17 protein-coding genes are annotated in these 16687 nt (G+C 71.7%); 5 read left to right on the forward strand and 12 right to left on the reverse strand.

Annotated features, from left to right (window positions below):
• Positions 1 to 8 precede the first annotated feature (8 nt).
• From ACFC1X_RS12430 to ACFC1X_RS12445, 4 genes are all read right to left on the reverse strand, one after another.
• Positions 9 to 1448 carry a GH1 family beta-glucosidase gene (locus ACFC1X_RS12430; protein ID WP_376351811.1) on the reverse strand — a complete coding sequence of 480 codons (1440 nt, stop codon included), beginning with the start codon at positions 1446 to 1448 and terminating at the stop codon, positions 9 to 11.
• 60 nt (positions 1449 to 1508) lie between these two features.
• Positions 1509 to 2432, reverse strand: a complete 924-nt coding sequence (locus ACFC1X_RS12435) for a carbohydrate ABC transporter permease (RefSeq protein ID WP_376351814.1) — start codon at positions 2430 to 2432, stop codon at positions 1509 to 1511.
• Between the two features lie 12 nt (positions 2433 to 2444).
• Positions 2445 to 3386 carry a carbohydrate ABC transporter permease gene (locus tag ACFC1X_RS12440; RefSeq protein WP_307009132.1) on the reverse strand — a complete coding sequence of 314 codons (942 nt, stop codon included), beginning with the start codon at positions 3384 to 3386 and terminating at the stop codon, positions 2445 to 2447.
• Between the two features lie 99 nt (positions 3387 to 3485).
• Complete coding sequence (locus ACFC1X_RS12445; RefSeq protein ID WP_376351818.1) at positions 3486 to 4796, reverse strand: ABC transporter substrate-binding protein; 1311 nt, start codon at positions 4794 to 4796, stop codon at positions 3486 to 3488.
• 257 nt (positions 4797 to 5053) lie between these two features.
• Between ACFC1X_RS12445 and ACFC1X_RS12450 the strand changes: the two genes are divergently transcribed.
• Positions 5054 to 6067: a LacI family DNA-binding transcriptional regulator gene (locus ACFC1X_RS12450; protein ID WP_376351821.1), complete on the forward strand. Its 1014-nt coding sequence runs from the start codon at positions 5054 to 5056 to the stop codon at positions 6065 to 6067.
• Here the strand turns inward: ACFC1X_RS12450 and ACFC1X_RS12455 are convergent.
• Positions 6064 to 6864 carry an inositol monophosphatase family protein gene (locus tag ACFC1X_RS12455; RefSeq protein ID WP_376351823.1) on the reverse strand — a complete coding sequence of 267 codons (801 nt, stop codon included), beginning with the start codon at positions 6862 to 6864 and terminating at the stop codon, positions 6064 to 6066. The two genes, ACFC1X_RS12450 and ACFC1X_RS12455, sit on opposite strands and share 4 nt — an antisense overlap.
• A gap of 130 nt (positions 6865 to 6994) precedes the next feature.
• Between ACFC1X_RS12455 and ACFC1X_RS12460 the strand changes: the two genes are divergently transcribed.
• Positions 6995 to 7837: a class I SAM-dependent methyltransferase gene (locus tag ACFC1X_RS12460; protein WP_376351826.1), complete on the forward strand. Its 843-nt coding sequence runs from the start codon at positions 6995 to 6997 to the stop codon at positions 7835 to 7837.
• 61 nt (positions 7838 to 7898) lie between these two features.
• Here the strand turns inward: ACFC1X_RS12460 and ACFC1X_RS12465 are convergent, their stop codons facing one another.
• Positions 7899 to 8345, reverse strand: coding sequence for a nuclear transport factor 2 family protein (locus ACFC1X_RS12465; RefSeq protein ID WP_376351829.1), 447 nt, complete (start codon positions 8343 to 8345; stop codon positions 7899 to 7901).
• A gap of 165 nt (positions 8346 to 8510) precedes the next feature.
• Here ACFC1X_RS12465 and ACFC1X_RS12470 point away from each other — a divergent pair, with 165 nt between their 5' ends.
• The 3 genes from ACFC1X_RS12470 (at position 8511) to ACFC1X_RS12480 (ending at position 10214) form a co-directional block, all read left to right on the forward strand.
• The gene (locus ACFC1X_RS12470) at positions 8511 to 8714 is read left to right on the forward strand and encodes a hypothetical protein (protein ID WP_376351830.1); all 204 of its coding nucleotides are present in this window, start codon (positions 8511 to 8513) and stop codon (positions 8712 to 8714) included.
• Positions 8715 to 8884: 170 nt separating this feature from the next.
• On the forward strand, positions 8885 to 9739 hold the full coding sequence (locus ACFC1X_RS12475) for a glycerophosphodiester phosphodiesterase (protein WP_376351833.1): 855 nt from the start codon (positions 8885 to 8887) through the stop codon (positions 9737 to 9739).
• A 130-nt stretch (positions 9740 to 9869) separates the two neighbouring features.
• Entirely contained in the window at positions 9870 to 10214 is a 345-nt protein-coding gene (locus ACFC1X_RS12480; RefSeq protein ID WP_376352177.1) for a hypothetical protein, read from the forward strand.
• A 16-nt stretch (positions 10215 to 10230) separates the two neighbouring features.
• Here the strand turns inward: ACFC1X_RS12480 and ACFC1X_RS12485 are convergent, their stop codons facing one another.
• From ACFC1X_RS12485 to ACFC1X_RS12510, 6 genes are read right to left on the reverse strand one after another with little or no spacing between them, the layout of a single operon-like run.
• A complete protein-coding gene (locus ACFC1X_RS12485) occupies positions 10231 to 10953 on the reverse strand; it encodes a sulfite exporter TauE/SafE family protein (protein WP_376351836.1) in 723 nt (240 codons plus the stop codon).
• Complete coding sequence (locus tag ACFC1X_RS12490; RefSeq protein ID WP_376351838.1) at positions 10944 to 11987, reverse strand: ABC transporter ATP-binding protein; 1044 nt, start codon at positions 11985 to 11987, stop codon at positions 10944 to 10946. The genes ACFC1X_RS12485 and ACFC1X_RS12490 overlap by 10 nt, the downstream gene beginning before the upstream one ends.
• Entirely contained in the window at positions 11980 to 12993 is a 1014-nt protein-coding gene (locus ACFC1X_RS12495; RefSeq protein ID WP_376351841.1) for an ABC transporter ATP-binding protein, read from the reverse strand. Before ACFC1X_RS12495 ends, ACFC1X_RS12490 begins: the two co-directional genes overlap by 8 nt.
• Entirely contained in the window at positions 12990 to 13958 is a 969-nt protein-coding gene (locus ACFC1X_RS12500) for an ABC transporter permease (RefSeq protein ID WP_376351844.1), read from the reverse strand. Before ACFC1X_RS12500 ends, ACFC1X_RS12495 begins: the two co-directional genes overlap by 4 nt.
• 14 nt (positions 13959 to 13972) lie before the next feature.
• Positions 13973 to 14902 carry an ABC transporter permease gene (locus ACFC1X_RS12505; RefSeq protein ID WP_122617843.1) on the reverse strand — a complete coding sequence of 310 codons (930 nt, stop codon included), beginning with the start codon at positions 14900 to 14902 and terminating at the stop codon, positions 13973 to 13975.
• Between the two features lies 1 nt (position 14903).
• Entirely contained in the window at positions 14904 to 16496 is a 1593-nt protein-coding gene (locus ACFC1X_RS12510; RefSeq protein ID WP_376351847.1) for an ABC transporter substrate-binding protein, read from the reverse strand.
• Positions 16497 to 16687 lie beyond the last annotated feature (191 nt).

The raw sequence follows: 16687 nt of genomic DNA on the forward strand, positions 1-16687 counted from the left end.
GCACGCGGTCAGGTGCCGGGCAGGACGCCGGTGCGGGCGACCTCGGAGTACCAGCGCGCGCTCGCCTTCGGGATGCGGGTGCCGGTCGGGTAGTCGACGTAGACGGCGCCGAAGCGCTTGCTGTAGCCGTGCGCCCACTCGAAGTTGTCCAGCAGCGACCAGAGGAAGTAGCCGCGGACGTCCGCGCCGTCCAGGATGGCCTGGTGGACGGCGGCGAGGTGGTCGCGCACATAGGCGATCCGGGCGGGGTCGTTGACGTGGCCGGCCGGGTCGGCGTAGTCGTCGAACGCGGCGCCGTTCTCCGTGATGACCAGCGGCAGCGCCGGGAAGTCGGCGGCCAGCCGGCGCAGCAGGTCGTACAGGCCGGTGGGGTCGACGGCCCAGCCCATCGCGGTCCGGTCGCCGGGCGGCTGGTGGAAGGCGACCCGGTCGGCTCCCGGCCAGGGGCTGTGGGAGCTGTTGCCGTGTCCGTCGGAGCTGTGGGTGCCGCTGCCGTCGGTCTCGGAGACGACGGTGGGCGTGTAGTAGTTGACGCCGAGGAAGTCCAGCGGCTGGTGGATCCGTCGCAGGTCGCCGTCCTGGACGAAGGACCAGTCGGTCAGCTCGGCGGTGTCCTTGAGCAGGTCCTCCGGGTAGGCGCCCCGCAGCATGGGGCCGGTGAAGACCCGGTTGGCGAGGGCGTCGATCCGGCGGACCGCGTCGGCGTCCCCTTCGGTGCCGGTGAGCGGGCGGACGTGGTGGACGTTGAGGGTGACCGAGCACCGGGCGTCGGCGCGGACGCGGTCGCGCAGCGCCTGGACGGCCAGGCCGTGCCCCAGGTTGAGGTGGTGGGCGGCGCGCAGGGCGGCCACGGGGTCGGTGCGGCCGGGGGCGTGCACGCCGGAGCCGTAGCCGAGGAAGGCGCTGCACCAGGGTTCGTTGAGGGTGGTCCAGGTCTTCACCCGGTCGCCGAGGGCGTCCGCGGCGAGGGCGGCGTACTCGGCGAACCGCTCGGCGGTGGCGCGCTCGGGCCAGCCGCCCGCGTCCTCCAGTTCCTGCGGCAGGTCCCAGTGGTAGAGGGTGGCGACGGGCTCGATGCCCTTCTCCAGGAGGTCGTCGACGAGTCGCCGGTAGAAGTCCAGGCCCTTCTGCACGGCCGGACCGCGCCCGGTGGGCTGGATCCGCGGCCAGGCGAGGGAGAACCGGTAGGCGCCCAGGCCGAGTTCGGCCATGAGAGCGACGTCCTCGGCGCTGCGGTGGTAGTGGTCGGTGGCGACGTCACCGGTGTCGCCGTTGCGGACGCGGCCGGGGGTGCGGGCGTAGGTGTCCCAGATGGACGGTGTGCGGCCGTCCTCCGCGGCGGCGCCCTCGACCTGGTAGGAGGCGGTCGCGGAACCCCAGAGGAAGCCCTTGGGGAAGGTACGGGCGGCGTCCGGGCCGGACCCGGTCTGGTGTGCTGCGGTGACCACGTAAGTCCTTTCTAGGTGGGGGTGTTCGCGGGTCTAGGTGGGGTGTTGCGGGGCGGCGGGTCAGCCCTTGACCGCGCCCGCCATGATGCCGCTGACGATCTGACGGCCGAAGACGATGAACATGACCAGCAGCGGCAGCGTGCCGAGCAGCGCGCCCGCCATGATCAGCGACTGGTCGCGGACGTAGCCGGCGCTGAGCTGGGTGAGCGCGACGGGCACCGTCGGGTTGGTCATGTCGAGGACCACGAACGGCCAGAAGAAGTCGTTCCACGCGTGCACGAACGTGATCATGAACAGCACCGCCATCGCGGGCCGCGCGACCGGCAGCACGATGCTCCAGAAGATCCGCAGCGAGTGCGCCCCGTCCACGCGTCCGGCCTCGACGAGTTCGTCCGGCAGCGCCTCCGAGAGGTACTGCCGCATGAAGAAGACGCCGACCGCGCTGACCAGGGTGGGGAAGATGACGGCGGGCAGCTGCTGCGACCAGCCCAGCTCGGCCATCATCATGAACAGCGGTACGACGCCGAGCTGCGGCGGCACCAGCATGGTGCCGATCACCAGCATGAGCAGGGCGTTGCGCCCCTTGAACCGCAGTTTGGCGAAGGCGAATCCGGCGAGCGTCGCGAACATCACCGTGGACAGGGCGATCACCCCGGCCACGATCAGGCTGTTGACCATCGCCTTGCCCATCGCCGCCTCGTCCCAGGCCCGGGCGAGGTTGCTGAACAGGTTCGGGCCGGGCAGGAACGGCGGCGGCGTCTGGCTGACCCGCGTGTTGTCGGTGGAGGCGGCGACCATCGTCCAGTACAGCGGGAAGATCGACAGCACCGCCATGACGGCGAGCAGGACGTAGGCGAGGGGCCCGGCGTGGTGCTGGCGGCCCGCGCGCTGGCGCAGCAGCCGCCGCCCGCCGGGGCGGCCCGCCCGGGCGGCGGGGGTGCGGTCCGGGCTGTCCGTCCGGGCCGGGAGGCTCTGTGTGGTCATCACGACTCCAGGTCAGGACGTACGGGAGCGCAGGCGCTTGGTGAGGCGCTGCACGACGAAGACGAGGACGAGCAGCAGGAACATCGCCCAGGCGACGGTCGCCGAGCGGCCCATCTGGTAGTTCTTCCAGCCCTCCTCGTACAGCAGGAGGCCGAGCGTCTGGTACTGGTTGTCCGCGCCGCCGGTGACCCCGTTGGGCCCCTGGCCGAAGATCAACGGCTCACCGAACAGCTGGGTGGCGCCGATCGTGGAGAGCACGATGGTGAAGACGATGGTGGAGCGGATCCCGGGCACGGTGACGTGGGTGAACTGCTGCCAGCGCGAGGCCCCGTCGAGCGAGGCCGCCTCGTAGCGGTCGGCCGGGATGGCCTGCATGGCGGCCAGGTACAGCAGCGCGTTGTAGCCGGTCCAGCGCCAGATCACGATGGTGGAGATCGCGACCTGGGCGGGCCACTTGTCGGCCTCCCAGTCCACCGGGTCGATGCCCACCGAGCCCAGCGCCCAGTTGATCATGCCGAAGTCGCGCTCGAAGATCATGGTGAAGACGAGAGCGGCCGCCGCGACCGAGGTGGCGTAGGGGACGAGCGAGGCGACCCGGAAGAACAGCGAGGCGCGCATCCGGTAGTTGAGCAGGTGCGCCAGCCCGAGCGCCATCATCAGCTGCGGCACCGTGGAGATGACGCCGATGGTGATCGTGTTCCGCAGCGCGTTCCAGAACCTGGAGTCCCCCCACAGGTCGACGTAGTTGTCGAACGCCACCCATTCCATGACATCGAGGGTGGCCAGCTCCACGTCGTGCAGGGAGATCCACGAGGTGTAGACGAGGGGGTAGAAGCTGAACGCGGCGAAGACCACGAAGAACGGCGCGACGAACACGTACGGCGCGCCCTTGATGTCCAGCCGGTGCAGGAGCGCGCCGCGCCGCGCCGGGGCCTTGGTGGTGGAGGTGGCCACCGGGATTCCTTCCTGAGTTCGGATGTGTGCGGCCGTGCGCCGGGCCCGCCGGAGTGACGCGGGCGGGCCCGGACGGCCGCGAGGTGGGCGCAGGGCCGGTCAGCCGACCGCCTTCTCGATGCGCTCCGCGGTGGTCTTCCACGCCTCGTCACGGGTGGTGCCCTGCTGCTCGATCAGGGTGAGGCCCTGGGAGAAGGTGTCCTTGATCGTGCCGTCCTTGCGGCCGAGGACCTGCTTGTCCGGGATCTCCTGGGCGGCGGCACCGAAGATCTGGCCGATCGGGGCGCCGCTGAAGTACTCGGACTTGGCGTTCTTCACGTCGGCGCTCTCCAGCGCCGTGCGCGAGGACGGGATGTTGCCGATCTCCTTGAAGATGTGGGCCTGCTGCTCCGGCGCGGTCAGCCAGGCGACGAGCTTCTTCGCCTCCTCCTTCACCGGGCTCTGCTCGATCACGCCGAGGAAGGACCCGCCCCAGTTCGCGCCCTTGGGGGCCTTGGCGACGTCCCACTTGCCCTTGTTCGCCGCGCCGGCCTTCTCGCTGATGTGGCTCAGCATCCACGCCGGGCAGACCGCCGTGGCGAACGTGCCGTTGGCCAGACCCGGGTCCCAACCCGGCTGGAACTGGCGGAGCTTGGCCGTCAGGCCGTCCTCCGCCGCGTCGGCGGCCAGGCCCCACGCCTCCTTGACGGCCGGGTTCGTGTCGTAGATCAGCTCGCCCTTGTCGTCGTAGTACTGCTCGGGGTAGCCGTAGACCATGGCGTTGAACAGGCCGCTGGCCGCGTCCATGTAGGCGACGTCGTCACCCTTGAAGCCCTTCTTGAAGGTGCGGCCGACCTCGACGTACTTCGTCCAGTCGCCCTCCCACAGCTTGGCGACCTCCTCGCGGTCGGTGGGCAGGCCCGCCTGCTCGAAGTAGTCCTTGCGGTAGCAGACGGCCATCGGGCCGATGTCCGTGCCCAGGCCCAGCACCTTGCCGTCCCCGGTGCTGATCTGGGACTCCTTCCACGGCAGGAAGTGGTCGGTGCCGGAGGCTCCCGAGAAGTCCGCGAACTTGTCCGCCTGGGTCTCGGTGATCTCCTTGGCCCGCCCGATCTCGATGCCCTGGATGTCCTTCAGCCCCTTGCCGGCGGCGAGCCTGGTCTGGAGCGCGGTGTAGTACGTCTGCTCGTCGCCGGCGATCTCGGCCTTGATGTCGACGTCCGGGTTCTCCTTCTCGTACTGCTCCAGGAGGCCCGTCTCCTTGATGCCCATCACCCCGTACAGGCCCATGGTGATGACGGTCCTGCCGTCCTTCTTGCCACCACCGGTGACGGAGTCGTCGCCGCTGCTGCATCCGACGACGAGCGCCAGCGCGCCGACGGCCGCGGCCGTCGCCACCGCCTTCCCGCGCAACGAACCGAGAGTGCCCATGGATCTCCTCCTAGCGACGGCTCAGACAAGGTGGGAACGTGCCCAATTTTTGGTGGGCACGTTCCCACCGGCGCATCGAAGACTCGTGGGAGCGCGCCCATATGTCAATGACTTGAAAGCAACTCGCTCCCCGTCCCGGTCCGGGAAGGGGCCTCCCGACCGCCGGGTGGTGCGCCGACGGTGACCGGGTCTGCAAGAATTGCCGCAGGTCACCTCCGCGGCCGGCACGTCCGCCGCGGCCGCCGAGGGGGGAGTGCATGACCGGCAACCGCCGTCCCACGATCAAAACGGTCGCCGCCCGCGCCGGCGTGGGCCGCACCACCGTCTCCCGCGTCGTCAACGGCTCGGAGCTGGTCAGTGCCGACGCCCGCGCCAGGGTCCTCGCGGCGATCAAGGAACTGAACTACGTTCCCAACTCGGTCGCCCGCGGGCTCGTCACCAACCGCACCGACGCCGTGGCCCTGGTGATCCCGGAGTCCGAGAGCAGGCTCGGCTCGGAACCGTTCTTCGCCGCGCTGATCCGCGGCGTCAGCGGTGCCCTGGCCGAGAGCCGGACCCAGCTCCAGCTGATGCTCGTCCGCGACCAGGCGGAGCGGGACCAGCTGACCGAGTCGGTCGCGGCCCGCCGGGTCGACGGCGTCCTGCTGGTCTCGGTGCACTCCGAGGACCGGCTGCCCGGCATGCTGGAGGAGATGGGCCTGCCCACCGTCCTGGCCGGCCGCCGCGACGCGGGCGAGCGGCTGAGCTATGTGAACGCGGACAACGCCGGCGGGGCCGCCGCAGCGGTGCGGCACCTGCTGAGCGGCGGACGGGAGCGGATCGCGACCATCACCGGGCCGCTGGACATGGACGTCGGCCGCAGCCGGCTCGCGGGCTGGCGGGACGCGCACCTGGAGGCGGGGGCGCCCGCCGCGGAACTCCTGGTGGAGGCGGGTGACTTCACCGAGGAGGGCGGGGCGCGCGCGATGCGTTTGCTTCTTGAACGCGCCCCGGATCTGGATGCCGTCTTCGCGGCCTCGGACCTCATGGCGGTCGGCGCCCTGGCCGAACTCCGACGGCACGGGCGGCGGGTGCCCGGCGATGTCGCCGTGGTCGGCTTCGAGGACTCCGTCCTCGCCCGGCACACGGACCCACCGCTCACGACGGTGCGTCAGCCGGTGGAGGAGCTGGGACGGACCATGGCCCGCATCCTCACGGGCATCACCCAGCACGGCGGGCCACGGCAGCAGTTGACGCTTCCGACGGAGCTGGTGGTGCGCGAGTCGTCCTAACCTCGGCCGCGCAGCATCGACATCAGCAGCTCGTGGGTCCCTGCGTCGGCGGCGACCACCAGCCCGCGGCCCGCTGCACCGATCGGTGCGCCGTCGATTCCGGTGACGGTGCAGCCGGCGGCCCGGCACAGGGCGATGCCCGCCGCGAAGTGCACGCTCCGGGAGAGGTCGCCGCCGTCGGTGACGTAGGCGGCGCGTCTGCCTGCCGCGACCCAGGCCAGTGCCAGGGTCGTGGAGACGACGCGCGGCCGGAAGCGGCCGGCGAACTCGGGGTGGGCCAGCAGATCCACGGCCCGGAATCCGGGCGCACTCGGAAACGGCGGATCCAGGTTGACGTCCACCAGTCGGCTCGCGGACGTGGGCGTCAGCGGTGCGTCGTCGGCCCCGTCACGCCGCACCCAGGCGGTCTTCCCGTCGGTGAAGAAGACCTCGCCGCTGAACGGGTCGGCCACCGCTGCCGCCCCTTCGCGCAGGGCCACGTTGACGGCCACCAGCATGGTGCCGACGGCGTAGTTCAGCGTGCCGCACAGGGGGTCCACCAGCCACTGGCGCACCGCGTCGGCGCCGCCCTGGTGCCCGCTTTCCTCTCCGAGCACCGCGTCGTCGGGCCGTCGGGCACGGATCACGCCGAGGATCGTCTTCTCGGCCTCCACGTCGGCTTCGGTGGCGAAGTCCCCGGCGCCCTTGTCGATGCGGTTGAGCCGCCGGCCGTACAGGTCGCGGACCACGTCCGCGCCGGCCTGCGCCGCTGCTGTCGCGACGGCGGCATCGTCGGATCTTTCGTATGAGTCGATCACGCCGTGCAGACTAACGAGGCGGGCCGCCACGGCGCCGCGCGCCGAGTAGCGTCGGCGGGGCGCGAGCCGTTGGGGAGGATCCACCATCGGCTATTCGAGCGGGAGCGGGCATCGACGAGCGGTGGTGGTCATGGCAGTCGGGTGGGAGTGGGACGACAGCCTGTTCGCGGGTACCGCCGCCCACTACCGGCGCGGGAGGCTGCCGTACGCCCCCGGGCTGGCGGACGTGCTCGCCGAGGTGCTGTGCCTCGACGGGCAAGGGCGGCTGATCGATCTGGGGTGCGGGCCGGGGACGGTCGCCCTGGGCCTGGTGCGGCTGTTCTCCGAGGTCGTTGGGGTGGACCCGGACCGCGGGATGATCGCCGAGGCCGAGCGGGAGGCCGCGGAGCGGGGCGTGAGCGGCAAGGTGCGGTGGATGCGCGCCCGCGCCGAGGAACTGCCCCCGGAACTTGGTGACTTCACGGTCGTGACCCTCGCGCAGTCCTTCCACTGGATGGACCGTGAGCTGGTGGCCGCGAGCGTCAGGGGCATGCTCCGGCCGGGCGGCGCCCTGGTGCACATCTCGGATCTCAAGGGCGAGGCGAGGAGCGTGGCGGGGCTGCCGTACCCGGCGGTTCCGTACGCGGCGATCGGGGAGCTGGTCCGGCACCGTCTGGGGCCGGTCCGCCGGGCCGGCCGCGGGGTGCTGCCCGAAGGGACGCCCTCCGGTGAGGCGGCGGTGCTGGCGGGGGCGGGGTTCGCCGGCCCGTACCGCCATGTGGTGCCCGGCGGGCAGGCGTTGGTGCGTACGTCGGACGACGTCGTCGCCGGGGTGTTCGCCATGTCGTTCTCGGCGCCGCACTTGTTCGGCGATCGCCTGGACGCGTTCGAGGCGGAGCTGCGCGGGCTGCTGCGGGAGGCCTCGCCCTCGGGCCGGTTCTCCGAGCGCCAACCGGGTACCGAGGTGTTCGTCTGGCCGCGTGAGGCGACGTGATCCCGGCCGACTGTGGTCCCTGGCGCTCCCGCCGTCCGTTCGTCGCCACCGCCCGGGACCCTCAGACGACCGGGGTGCACGCCTCGGCGATCGACAGGCTGTTCTCGTAGAGGTGGTGCCGGGTGATCCGGCCGCCCTCGACGGTCAGGCGCAGGGCGAACGGCCCCTCGAAGCTTCGGCCCGTCGCGCGTACGGTCCCCGACACCCGGCCCATCAGCACGGCGTCATCGCCGTCGACGAGGAAGGTGTCGACCGAGGCCCGCGCGTCCTCGGGCACGGTGTGTTCCATCAACTCGGTGAACTGCGCCGCGCATTCGGCACCCGTGGAGCGGGGCCGGATCCAGGGAACGGCGGGGTTCTCGGCGAGCTGCCAGTCGACCTCGTCGGCGAACAGCTCGATCAGCCGCCCGGTGTCCCCCGCCACGCGCGCGGCCAGGAACTCGCTCACGACGCTCCGGGTGGCCTCGGTGACCTGCTCCCCCGCGCCTGCGGTGTGCTTGACGGACATCGTGTTCTCCTCGCGGCGGTGATCCGGTCCGGCGGGGATTCCCGCCGACGTGTCCGATCCTGCCGGGCGGACCGGGAGCGGTCGATTACCTCGCGGGTAACGGCACTGGGCCAGTCGGCCTACGGCGAGCGTTTCCCCCCTGGGCCGCCGTTCGTTGGGGCGGACATGATCAAGAAACTCGTCTGTGTCTCCGTCCTGGCCACCGCTCTCCTGGTGTCCGCCCCCGCCGCCGGGGCCGCCCCCGCGCCGGGCCCGTCCGCCGGGGTGCCCGGTGCTCCGCTCCTGAACGGTCTCCTCGGATCGCTGGAGGTGGGGCATCCGGCCACCTCGGCGCAGTCGCTGCTGCCCGAGGGCATCCTCGGCGGGTGACGTCGCCGGCCGGAAGGGGGGCGATTGCGCGCGTTCGCCGCCCTTCCGCCGCGATTGAGCGGTTCGGCGTCGCGCTCCACCGGCCGATCCCGGCGCCGCCAGACGTCGGCAGGGTTCCCGTAACCGGGCTCCGCCAGCCTCCAGGGAGTCATCCAACGCGGGAGGTTGCAGTGAAGCATGCGAGCAAGAGGCACGCCGGTGCCGTCGTGGCCGTGCTGAGCGGTCTGGCCCTGGCCCTGACGACGACCACCGCGCACGCCGCGCCCGACGACCCCGACGCCATCGCCCACCGCGGCTCCTCCGGCATGGCACCCGAGAACACCGCCGCCGCCATCGACCTCGCCGTCACCCAACGCGCCGACCACGTCGAGATCGACGTCCAGCAGACCAAGGACGGCAAACTCGTCAACTTCCACGACTGCACCATGGAACGCACCACCAACATCGAAGACCTCTACCCCGACCGCCCCCGCTACCGCGTCTCCGACTTCACCTGGAAAGAACTCAAACGCCTCGACGCAGGCTCCTGGTTCCACAAGAAATACACCGGCGAACCCCTCATCACCGTCGACGACGTCATCCGCCACACCGACCGCACCCGCACCGGACTCCTCGCCGAAATCAGCCCCTGCGGCCACTACACCGACATAGCCACCGACTTCGCCGACCACCTGGGCACCAAACCCTCCTACCTCCGCCGCGCCCTCACCCGCGACCAACTCGCCGTCCAGTCCTTCCAGACCGACGACGCCCAGCAATTCCACACCCGCATGCCCGACATCCCCATCGGCATCCTCGACGCCAACCGCCCCACCGACACCGAACTCCTCCAACTCAGCCAATGGGCCGACCAGATCAACCCCCAGCACACCGTCACCGACCAGACCCTCGTCGACCGCATCCACCAACTCGGCATGGACATCAACGTCTGGACCGTCGACGAACCCGGCGCCATCCGCAAAATGGCCGCCCTCGGCGTCGACGGCATCATCACCGACTACCCCCAGACCCTCACCCAGCGCTGACCGCCGGGGCGTCTGGAGGCCGGCGCTTTGACACGCACCGGCATCGGGCGTTGACTGTCCGCACGGCGCAGAGCCATGCCGCTCCGGGGAATCCGGTGACCCAAGCAACCCAGGAAAGCGGCACACGATGATGTACGACCAGACGCGCGCACAGCAGCCGTCGGACCAGCCCCCGCGTCGCCCCGAGCACCACTCCGCGTCGCCGGACGCGCTGCTGCCCTCGGACGAGCGGGACGCGGTCCTGGCCCGCCTCCGCAAGGCCATCAACAGCTTCGCCGACACTCCGCGCGAGGCGCTGGAGGAGGCGGAGGCCGCCTACGACGACGCCGTCGCCCACCTCGTGGAGGCGCTGGCGGAGCGACGCCGGGTCCTGCACGACAGCTGGCAGGACCGGGACCCCGAGACGGGGTCGGAAGAACTCCGGGTCGCGCTGAGGCAGTACCGGGAGATCACCCAGCGGCTGCTGCGCACGTAGCGGAACGGCCCGACGGTCAGACGAACTGCCGCACGACAAGGACCACGGCACCCGCGACCGCGAGTGCCGTGGCCGCCGCGCGGGTGCGCCGGACGTTCAGCCGCCGGGTCAGCGGCCCGGCGAGCAGTACCCCGGCCACGGCGGCGGGGGTGAGCAGGACGGTGCCGCGCAGCGCGTGTGCGCCGACCGTACCGGCCGCCGTCAGCGCGGCGAGGCTCATCAGGGAACCGGCGAGGAAGAAGGCGCTCATCGTGGCGCGCAGTTCCGGTCCGCCGAGCCGCTGCCACACCATCGCCATGGGCGGCCCGCCGATGGAGGTCGCCGTGCCCATCAGGCCCGAGGCCATCCCGGCGAGGACCACCGAGGAGCGCCGTTGCCGCGGCACGTAGCCCGCCACACTCACGGTGACGCCGGCGAGGACCACCGCGGCGACGAGCAGGGCGAGGTGGCGGGCGGGGAGGGCCACCACGAGCAGGGCGCCGGCCAGGACGCCCGGCAGCCGGCCCGCCAGTGCCCAGCCGCAGCCGCGCAGATCGGCCCGGCCGCGCTCGCGCACGAGCACCGCGGCGGTGACGCCGGTGGCGAGGAGCAGGACCGCCGTGGGGGCGAGCGCGGGGTCCACGAGGGAGAAGACCGGTGCGGCGATCATGCCGAGGCCGAAGCCGATGGAGACCTGGAGCAGGGCGCCGAGCCCCACGGTGACCGAGAGCAGGACGAACTCCGGGCCGGTCAGGCCCACGAGGCCGCCGCCTCCAGGGGGAAGTGGCACAGGGCCGTGTGGGGTTCGGCCCCGTCGGCCGCGCCCCGGGTCACGACGGGTGGGGCCTCGGTCGCGCACCGGTCCTCGGCCCGCCCGCACCGGGTGCGGAAGCGGCAGCCGGAGGGGATGTCGAAGGGCGAGGGGATCTCGCCCCGGAGCTGGATCTCCTGGCGGCGGGCGTCGCGGCCGGGGTCGAGGGCCGGTGCCGCCGACATCAGCGCGGCCGTGTAGGGGTGCTGGGGGTGCTCGAAGACGTCGTCCGTCTCCCCGTGTTCGACGACCTTGCCCAGGTACATCACCGACACCCGGTCGGAGATGTAGCGCACCACGGAGAGGTCGTGGGAGATGAACACGTAGGTGACGCCGAGGCGGGTCCGCAGGTCGGAGAGGACGTTCAGGACCTGCGCCTGCACCGACAGGTCGAGCGCGGAGACGGGTTCGTCGCACACGATGAGGTCGGGGTCCAGGGCCAGCGCGCGGGCGATGCCGATGCGCTGGCGCTGTCCACCGGAGAACTCGTTGGGGTAGCGGTGGGCGTCGCTCGCCCGCAGTCCGACCAGGGAGAGCAGTTCGCGGATCCGCTTCTCGCGGGCCTTGGCGTCCGGCACGACGTCCCGGTGGGTGCGCCAGGGTTCGCCGATCAGGTCGGCCGCCGACATGCGCGCGTTGAGCGAGGCGAAGGGGTCCTGGAAGACCATCTGCACCCGGCGCCGCCAGGCCAGCAGTTCCCTGCCGCGCAGGGCGAAGGGGTCGGTGCCGTCGAACCGGACGGTGCCCGCGTCCGGGCGCTCCAGGCCGAGCAGCACCCGGGCCAGGGTCGACTTGCCGCACCCCGACTCGCCGACGAGTCCGAGGGTCTGGCCCCGGCCGATCCGTACGTCCACCCCGTCCAGGGCGGTCAGCCGGCGCCGGCCGCTGCCGAAGGTCTTGGTGACCCTTCGTACCTCCAGCAGCGGCGCGTCCTCCTGCGGGCCGGGCCCGGGGGTGGCGGTGGTGGCGCGGGAGTCAGGCACGGTCGAGCTCCTCGGAGAAGTGGCAGGCGGCCGAACGGCCTTCGCCGGACGGGCGCAGGGACGGCCGTTCCCGGACGCAGCGCTCCCGTACCAGCGGGCAGCGGGCCTGGAAGACGCAGCCGGAGGGCACCGCGCTCAGCTCGGGCGGGCTGCCGGGGACGGCGGGCAGCGGCCGTCCGCGCACGCTGTCCTCGGGCACCGAGTCGAGCAGGCCCCGCGTGTAGGGGTGGCGGGGTGCGGCGAAGACGTCGCGCACGGGTCCGTTCTCCACGACCGTGCCGGCGTACATCACGACCACGTCGTCGGCGCGCTGCGCGACCACGGCGAGGTCGTGGGTGATGAGGACGACGGCCATGTCCCGTTCGTCCTGGAGGTCGCGCAGCAGCCGCATGATCTGGGCCTGCACGGTCACGTCGAGGGCCGTGGTGGGTTCGTCGGCGATGAGCACGTCGGGCGCGAGGGCGACGGCCATAGCGATGAGCAGCCGCTGCCGCATGCCGCCGGAGAACTGGTGGGGGTAGGACCGGGCCCGCTGCCTCGGTTCGGGGATGCCCACCCGGGTCATCAGCTCGATCGCCTTCTCCCGCGCCTGGCGGCGGGAGAGTTTCTGGTGGATGCGGAAGGGTTCGCCGATCTGCCGGCCCACGGGCTGCACCGGGTTGAGGGCGGTGAGGGCGTCCTGGAAGACGATGGAGAGGACGGGGCCGGCCAGCCTGCGGCGTTCCGCGGGGCTCATGCGGAGCGTGTCGTCGCCCCTGACGCGTACGGCGCCGCCGGTCACCTCCGCCGCCGGGTCCAGCAGTCCGACGACGGAGAGGGCGGTCATGGACTTGCCGCAGCCGGACTCGCCCAGCAGGGCCAGGGTGCGGCCGCGGTGGACGCTGAAGCTGACGCCGTCGACGGCCCGTACGGTCCCCGTGGGCGTGGTCAGGTCCACGCACAGGTCCTCGACGTCGAGGGCGGGGGTGTGGGTGCCGGTCGGTGCGGCACTGGTGGTGGTCGTCACGGGATCATCTCCGGCGGTACGGGGGCCTGGACGGGGCGGCGCTTCCTGGGCAGCGTCAGCCGCCAGCGCTGGGCCGGGTCGGTGGCGATGCGGGCCCAGGCGGCGAGCACCGTCGCGGACACGGTCGTCAGGACGATGGCGAGGCCGGGCAGCACGGTGATCCACCAGGCGGTCTGGAGGTACTGCCGGCCCTGGGCCACCATGAGGCCCCAACTGACGTCCGGGGGCTGGATTCCGATGCCGAGGAAACTCAGCGACGACTCGGTGAGCATCACGAAGCAGAAGTCGAGGGTGGCCACGGTCAGCAGCGTGGGCAGGGCGATCGGCAGGACGTGCCGGTAGATGATCAGGTGGCTGGGCGTGCCGAACGTCCGGGCGGCGTCGACGAACAGTCTGCTGCGCAGCTCCGCCGCCTCCGCCCGCGCGGTGCGCAGGTACACCGGGATGCGGGTCACGGCCAGGATCAGTACGAGGTTGAGCGCGCTGGGCGAGAAGACGTACAGCACCACCACCGCGATCAGCAGGGAGGGGAAGCTGAGGATCACGTCCGCGACCCGCATGGCGACGCTCTCGCGGCGGCCGCCGTGGTATCCGGCCCACAGTCCGAGGGCGGAGCCGATCGCGAGGGAGCACAGCACGGCGGGGACGGCGACGGACAGGGTGGTCGCCGCGGCCTCGATCAGCCGGGCCACCATGCTGCGGCCGAGGACGTCGGTGCCGAGCAGCCCGTACACGCCGTCGCTCAGGGACGGTGGCCGCAGTGAGGCGTCGAGGTCCTGGCGCTGGGCGCGGTCGCCGATGAACAGCCGGCCGAAGAGGGCCACGAGGGCGACCAGGGTGAGGACGACGGCACCGACGGCGGCGGCCCGGTCCCGGCCCAGCATCCGCCAGCGGCTGGGGCGGTGGTCGCGGGCGGAGGGCGTCTCGTCCGTGTCGCCGGGGGCGTCGGTCTCTGCCTGGGTCATGGTGCTTCCTTCGCTCACGCCGGCACCGCCTGACGCACTCGGGGGTCGGTCAGCGCGTGGCAGACGTCGACGAGGATGTTCAGCGCGAAGATCGTCACGGCGGTCATCAGCACGGCCGCCTGGAGGACCGCGAAGTCGCGCTGGAGGATGGAGTCGATCATGAGCTTGCCGATACCGGGCCAGCCGAAGATCGTCTCGACGATGACCGCGCCGTTGACCAGGCCCACCGCCAGGTCGCCGGCGACGGTCAGTACCGGCGTCACGGCGTTGCGCAGGGCGTGGCCGAAGACGACGCGCCGGGGGGTGGCGCCCTTGCCCCGGGCGATCTTGACGTAGGGCGCGGACAGCGCGGTGACCATGCTGCCGCGGACCACCTGGACCAGGACGCCGAAGGGGCGGATGAGCAGGGTCGCGATGGGCAGCACCCAGATCTCGGGGCCGCCGAGCGTGCCGGAGGTCGGCAGCAGGCCGAGGCTCACGCCGAAGACCAGGACGCCCATGATGGCGAACCAGAAGTCGGGGATGCTGGCGGCCGTCATGGACAGGAGGCTGGCGATCCTGTCGATCAGGGAGTTGGGGCGGTAGGCTGCGAGGCTGCCGACCAGGACGGCTCCGGTGAGGGCCAGCAGCATGGTCACACCGGCGAGTTGCAGGGTGACGGGGAAGGCGTCGAGCACCATCGAGCCGGCCGGCTGCCCCGTCCGCAGGGAGGTGCCGAAGTCGAAGTGGGCGGCGTCGACGAGGTAGTTCCACAACTGCGTGGGGATGGAGAGGTCGAAGCCCTGTGCGGCGGAGAACTCCGCGCGCTGCTCGGGGGTGGCGCTCAGGGGGAGGTAGAGGTCGACGGGGTTGCCGGTCATCCGGGCCAGGAAGAACACGCCGAGGACGACGCAGACCAGGGGGACGGCGCTGGAGAGGATGCGTTTGCGCAGGAACGGGATCATGTCAGTGCTTCGCCCCCTCGGCCGGGTGGACCTCGGCCAGCCGCAGTTCGTCTCCGGTGGCGGAGTCGGGTCGGTAGCGGATCGACCGGGACAGGCCGAGCAGGCCGCTCATGTGGGCGAGATGGGCGTACTGGACGACGCTCTCGTTCTGCTCGGCGAGCAGGTCGGCGAAGGCCTTCTGCCGTGCGTCGCCGGACAGGGCGCCCGCCTCGGCGACGCGCTCGTCCAGCGCCTCGGTGCCGAACGTGGACTGGGGGCCGTCGCTGAGCAGGTACTGGCTGGTGGTGAAGCCCGCGTCACCGGCCTGGTTGCCGTGCATGATCAGCAGGGCGATGGGTCCGACGTCCTCGGGCAGCGGGCGGAGCTGGTACTGGAGGTGGGTGGCGGTGTCGGCCATGCGGACCTTCACGTTCAGCCCGATCTGCTGCATCTGGTACTGGAGGGCCTCGGCCGTCTCCGACACCCCTGAGAACATGCCGTTGCGGGCGACCAGGGTGATCTGCCGGTCGGTGGGCACCCCGTCGGCCGCCGCCTCGCGCACCAGGGCGCGGGCCTCGGTGACGTTCTGCCGGGTCGGTTCGATCGCGTCGTTGTGGCCCACCACGCCGGGCGGCACGAGTTGGCCGGCCGGTTCGGCGAGTCCGCCGAGGAGCGCGTCGATGATGCCCTCGCGGTCCACGGCCATGTCGATGGCCCGGCGCACCCGGATGTCGTCGAGCGGGGCCTCGCGGCCGTCCAGCCGCAGCGCGGTCGTCTCGTTGTTGGGGTAGGCGGCCGTCGTGTCCTTCTCCGCCTCCATCGGGTCGAGGGCGACGGCGATCTCCGCCTCGCCCTTGTCGATCATGGCGGCGCGGACACTGGCGTCGCTGCGCCAGACGTAGCGGGCCCGTGCGAAGTCGGGGGCCTCGCCCCAGTAGCGGTCGTTGCGGTCAAGGGAGATGGCCGACCCGGGCTTCCAGGAGGCGACCGCGTAGGGGCCGGTGCCGACCGGGACGCGGACCTTGGCCTTCGGGTCGGTCGTGCGGGGCACCACCTCCACGAAGCTCAGGCGCAGCGGCAGGATGGGGTCCGGCCGCTCGGTGGTGACGGTCAGCCTGCTGTCGTTCACCGCGTCCACTTCGAGGTCGTCGTCGCCGAAGACGTAGCCCTCGACGTTGCAGGCGAGGTCGGAGTTGACCGCCCGGTCGATGGAGAAGGCGGCGTCCTCGGCGGTGAAGGGCGCGCCGTTCTGGAAGGTCACTCCGGAGCGGATGTCGAAGGTCCAGGTGCGGGGGGCGGTCTGCTTCCAGCCGGTCGCCAGCAGGGGGTTCAGCTCACCGGAGGTGGGATCTCGTTCCACCAGCGGTTCGGTGATGTTGGACCGGACCACCACGCCGGTGCCGGTCAGTGATGCCTCGCAGGGTTCCAGGGTCGGCGGTTCCTGGGTGAGCACCACCCGCAGGGTGCGGCCGTCGGCGCGGCCGGTGTCGCCACCCGCGCTGCCTGCCACGGCGCACCCGCTGGACAGGAACACGATGCCCGCCAGCAGCATCGCGCTCTTCGTGCGGGGCCGCCTCGGTGCGGGGCGCCGGGTGGATGAAACGGAGGACTTCATCGTCGCGTGTCTCCGGGGAAGTGCTGATGTGTCACGTTCCGAACTCGGGGGTGTGGGGCGGACCTCCACGACTGTCTACACTTGCGTACTCAGTCTGCATCTGTGAACGCGAAGCTAAACCGGTGCCGGGGCAGCGTCAAGACATGCGGGCGATCGGACATTCTCCGAGCGGCCGTGTCCCGGCACCTCCA

The organism is Streptomyces sp. NPDC056128 (genome assembly GCF_042263835.1).
Classification (GTDB): domain Bacteria; phylum Actinomycetota; class Actinomycetes; order Streptomycetales; family Streptomycetaceae; genus Streptomyces.

Bases quoted from the DNA above. Each gene is read 5' to 3' on its own strand.
- ACFC1X_RS12450 (WP_376351821.1), top strand. From the start codon at position 5,054: ATGACCGGCAACCGCCGTCCCACGATCAAAACGGTCGCCGCCCGCGCC.
- ACFC1X_RS12445 (WP_376351818.1), bottom strand. From the start codon at position 4,796: ATGGGCACTCTCGGTTCGTTGCGCGGGAAGGCGGTGGCGACGGCCGCG.
- ACFC1X_RS12470 (WP_376351830.1), top strand. From the start codon at position 8,511: ATGATCAAGAAACTCGTCTGTGTCTCCGTCCTGGCCACCGCTCTCCTG.
- ACFC1X_RS12480 (WP_376352177.1), top strand. From the start codon at position 9,870: ATGTACGACCAGACGCGCGCACAGCAGCCGTCGGACCAGCCCCCGCGT.
- ACFC1X_RS12465 (WP_376351829.1), bottom strand. From the start codon at position 8,345: ATGTCCGTCAAGCACACCGCAGGCGCGGGGGAGCAGGTCACCGAGGCC.
- ACFC1X_RS12500 (WP_376351844.1), bottom strand. From the start codon at position 13,958: ATGACCCAGGCAGAGACCGACGCCCCCGGCGACACGGACGAGACGCCC.
- ACFC1X_RS12435 (WP_376351814.1), bottom strand. From the start codon at position 2,432: ATGACCACACAGAGCCTCCCGGCCCGGACGGACAGCCCGGACCGCACC.
- ACFC1X_RS12510 (WP_376351847.1), bottom strand. From the start codon at position 16,496: ATGAAGTCCTCCGTTTCATCCACCCGGCGCCCCGCACCGAGGCGGCCC.
- ACFC1X_RS12460 (WP_376351826.1), top strand. From the start codon at position 6,995: ATGGCAGTCGGGTGGGAGTGGGACGACAGCCTGTTCGCGGGTACCGCC.
- ACFC1X_RS12505 (WP_122617843.1), bottom strand. From the start codon at position 14,902: ATGATCCCGTTCCTGCGCAAACGCATCCTCTCCAGCGCCGTCCCCCTG.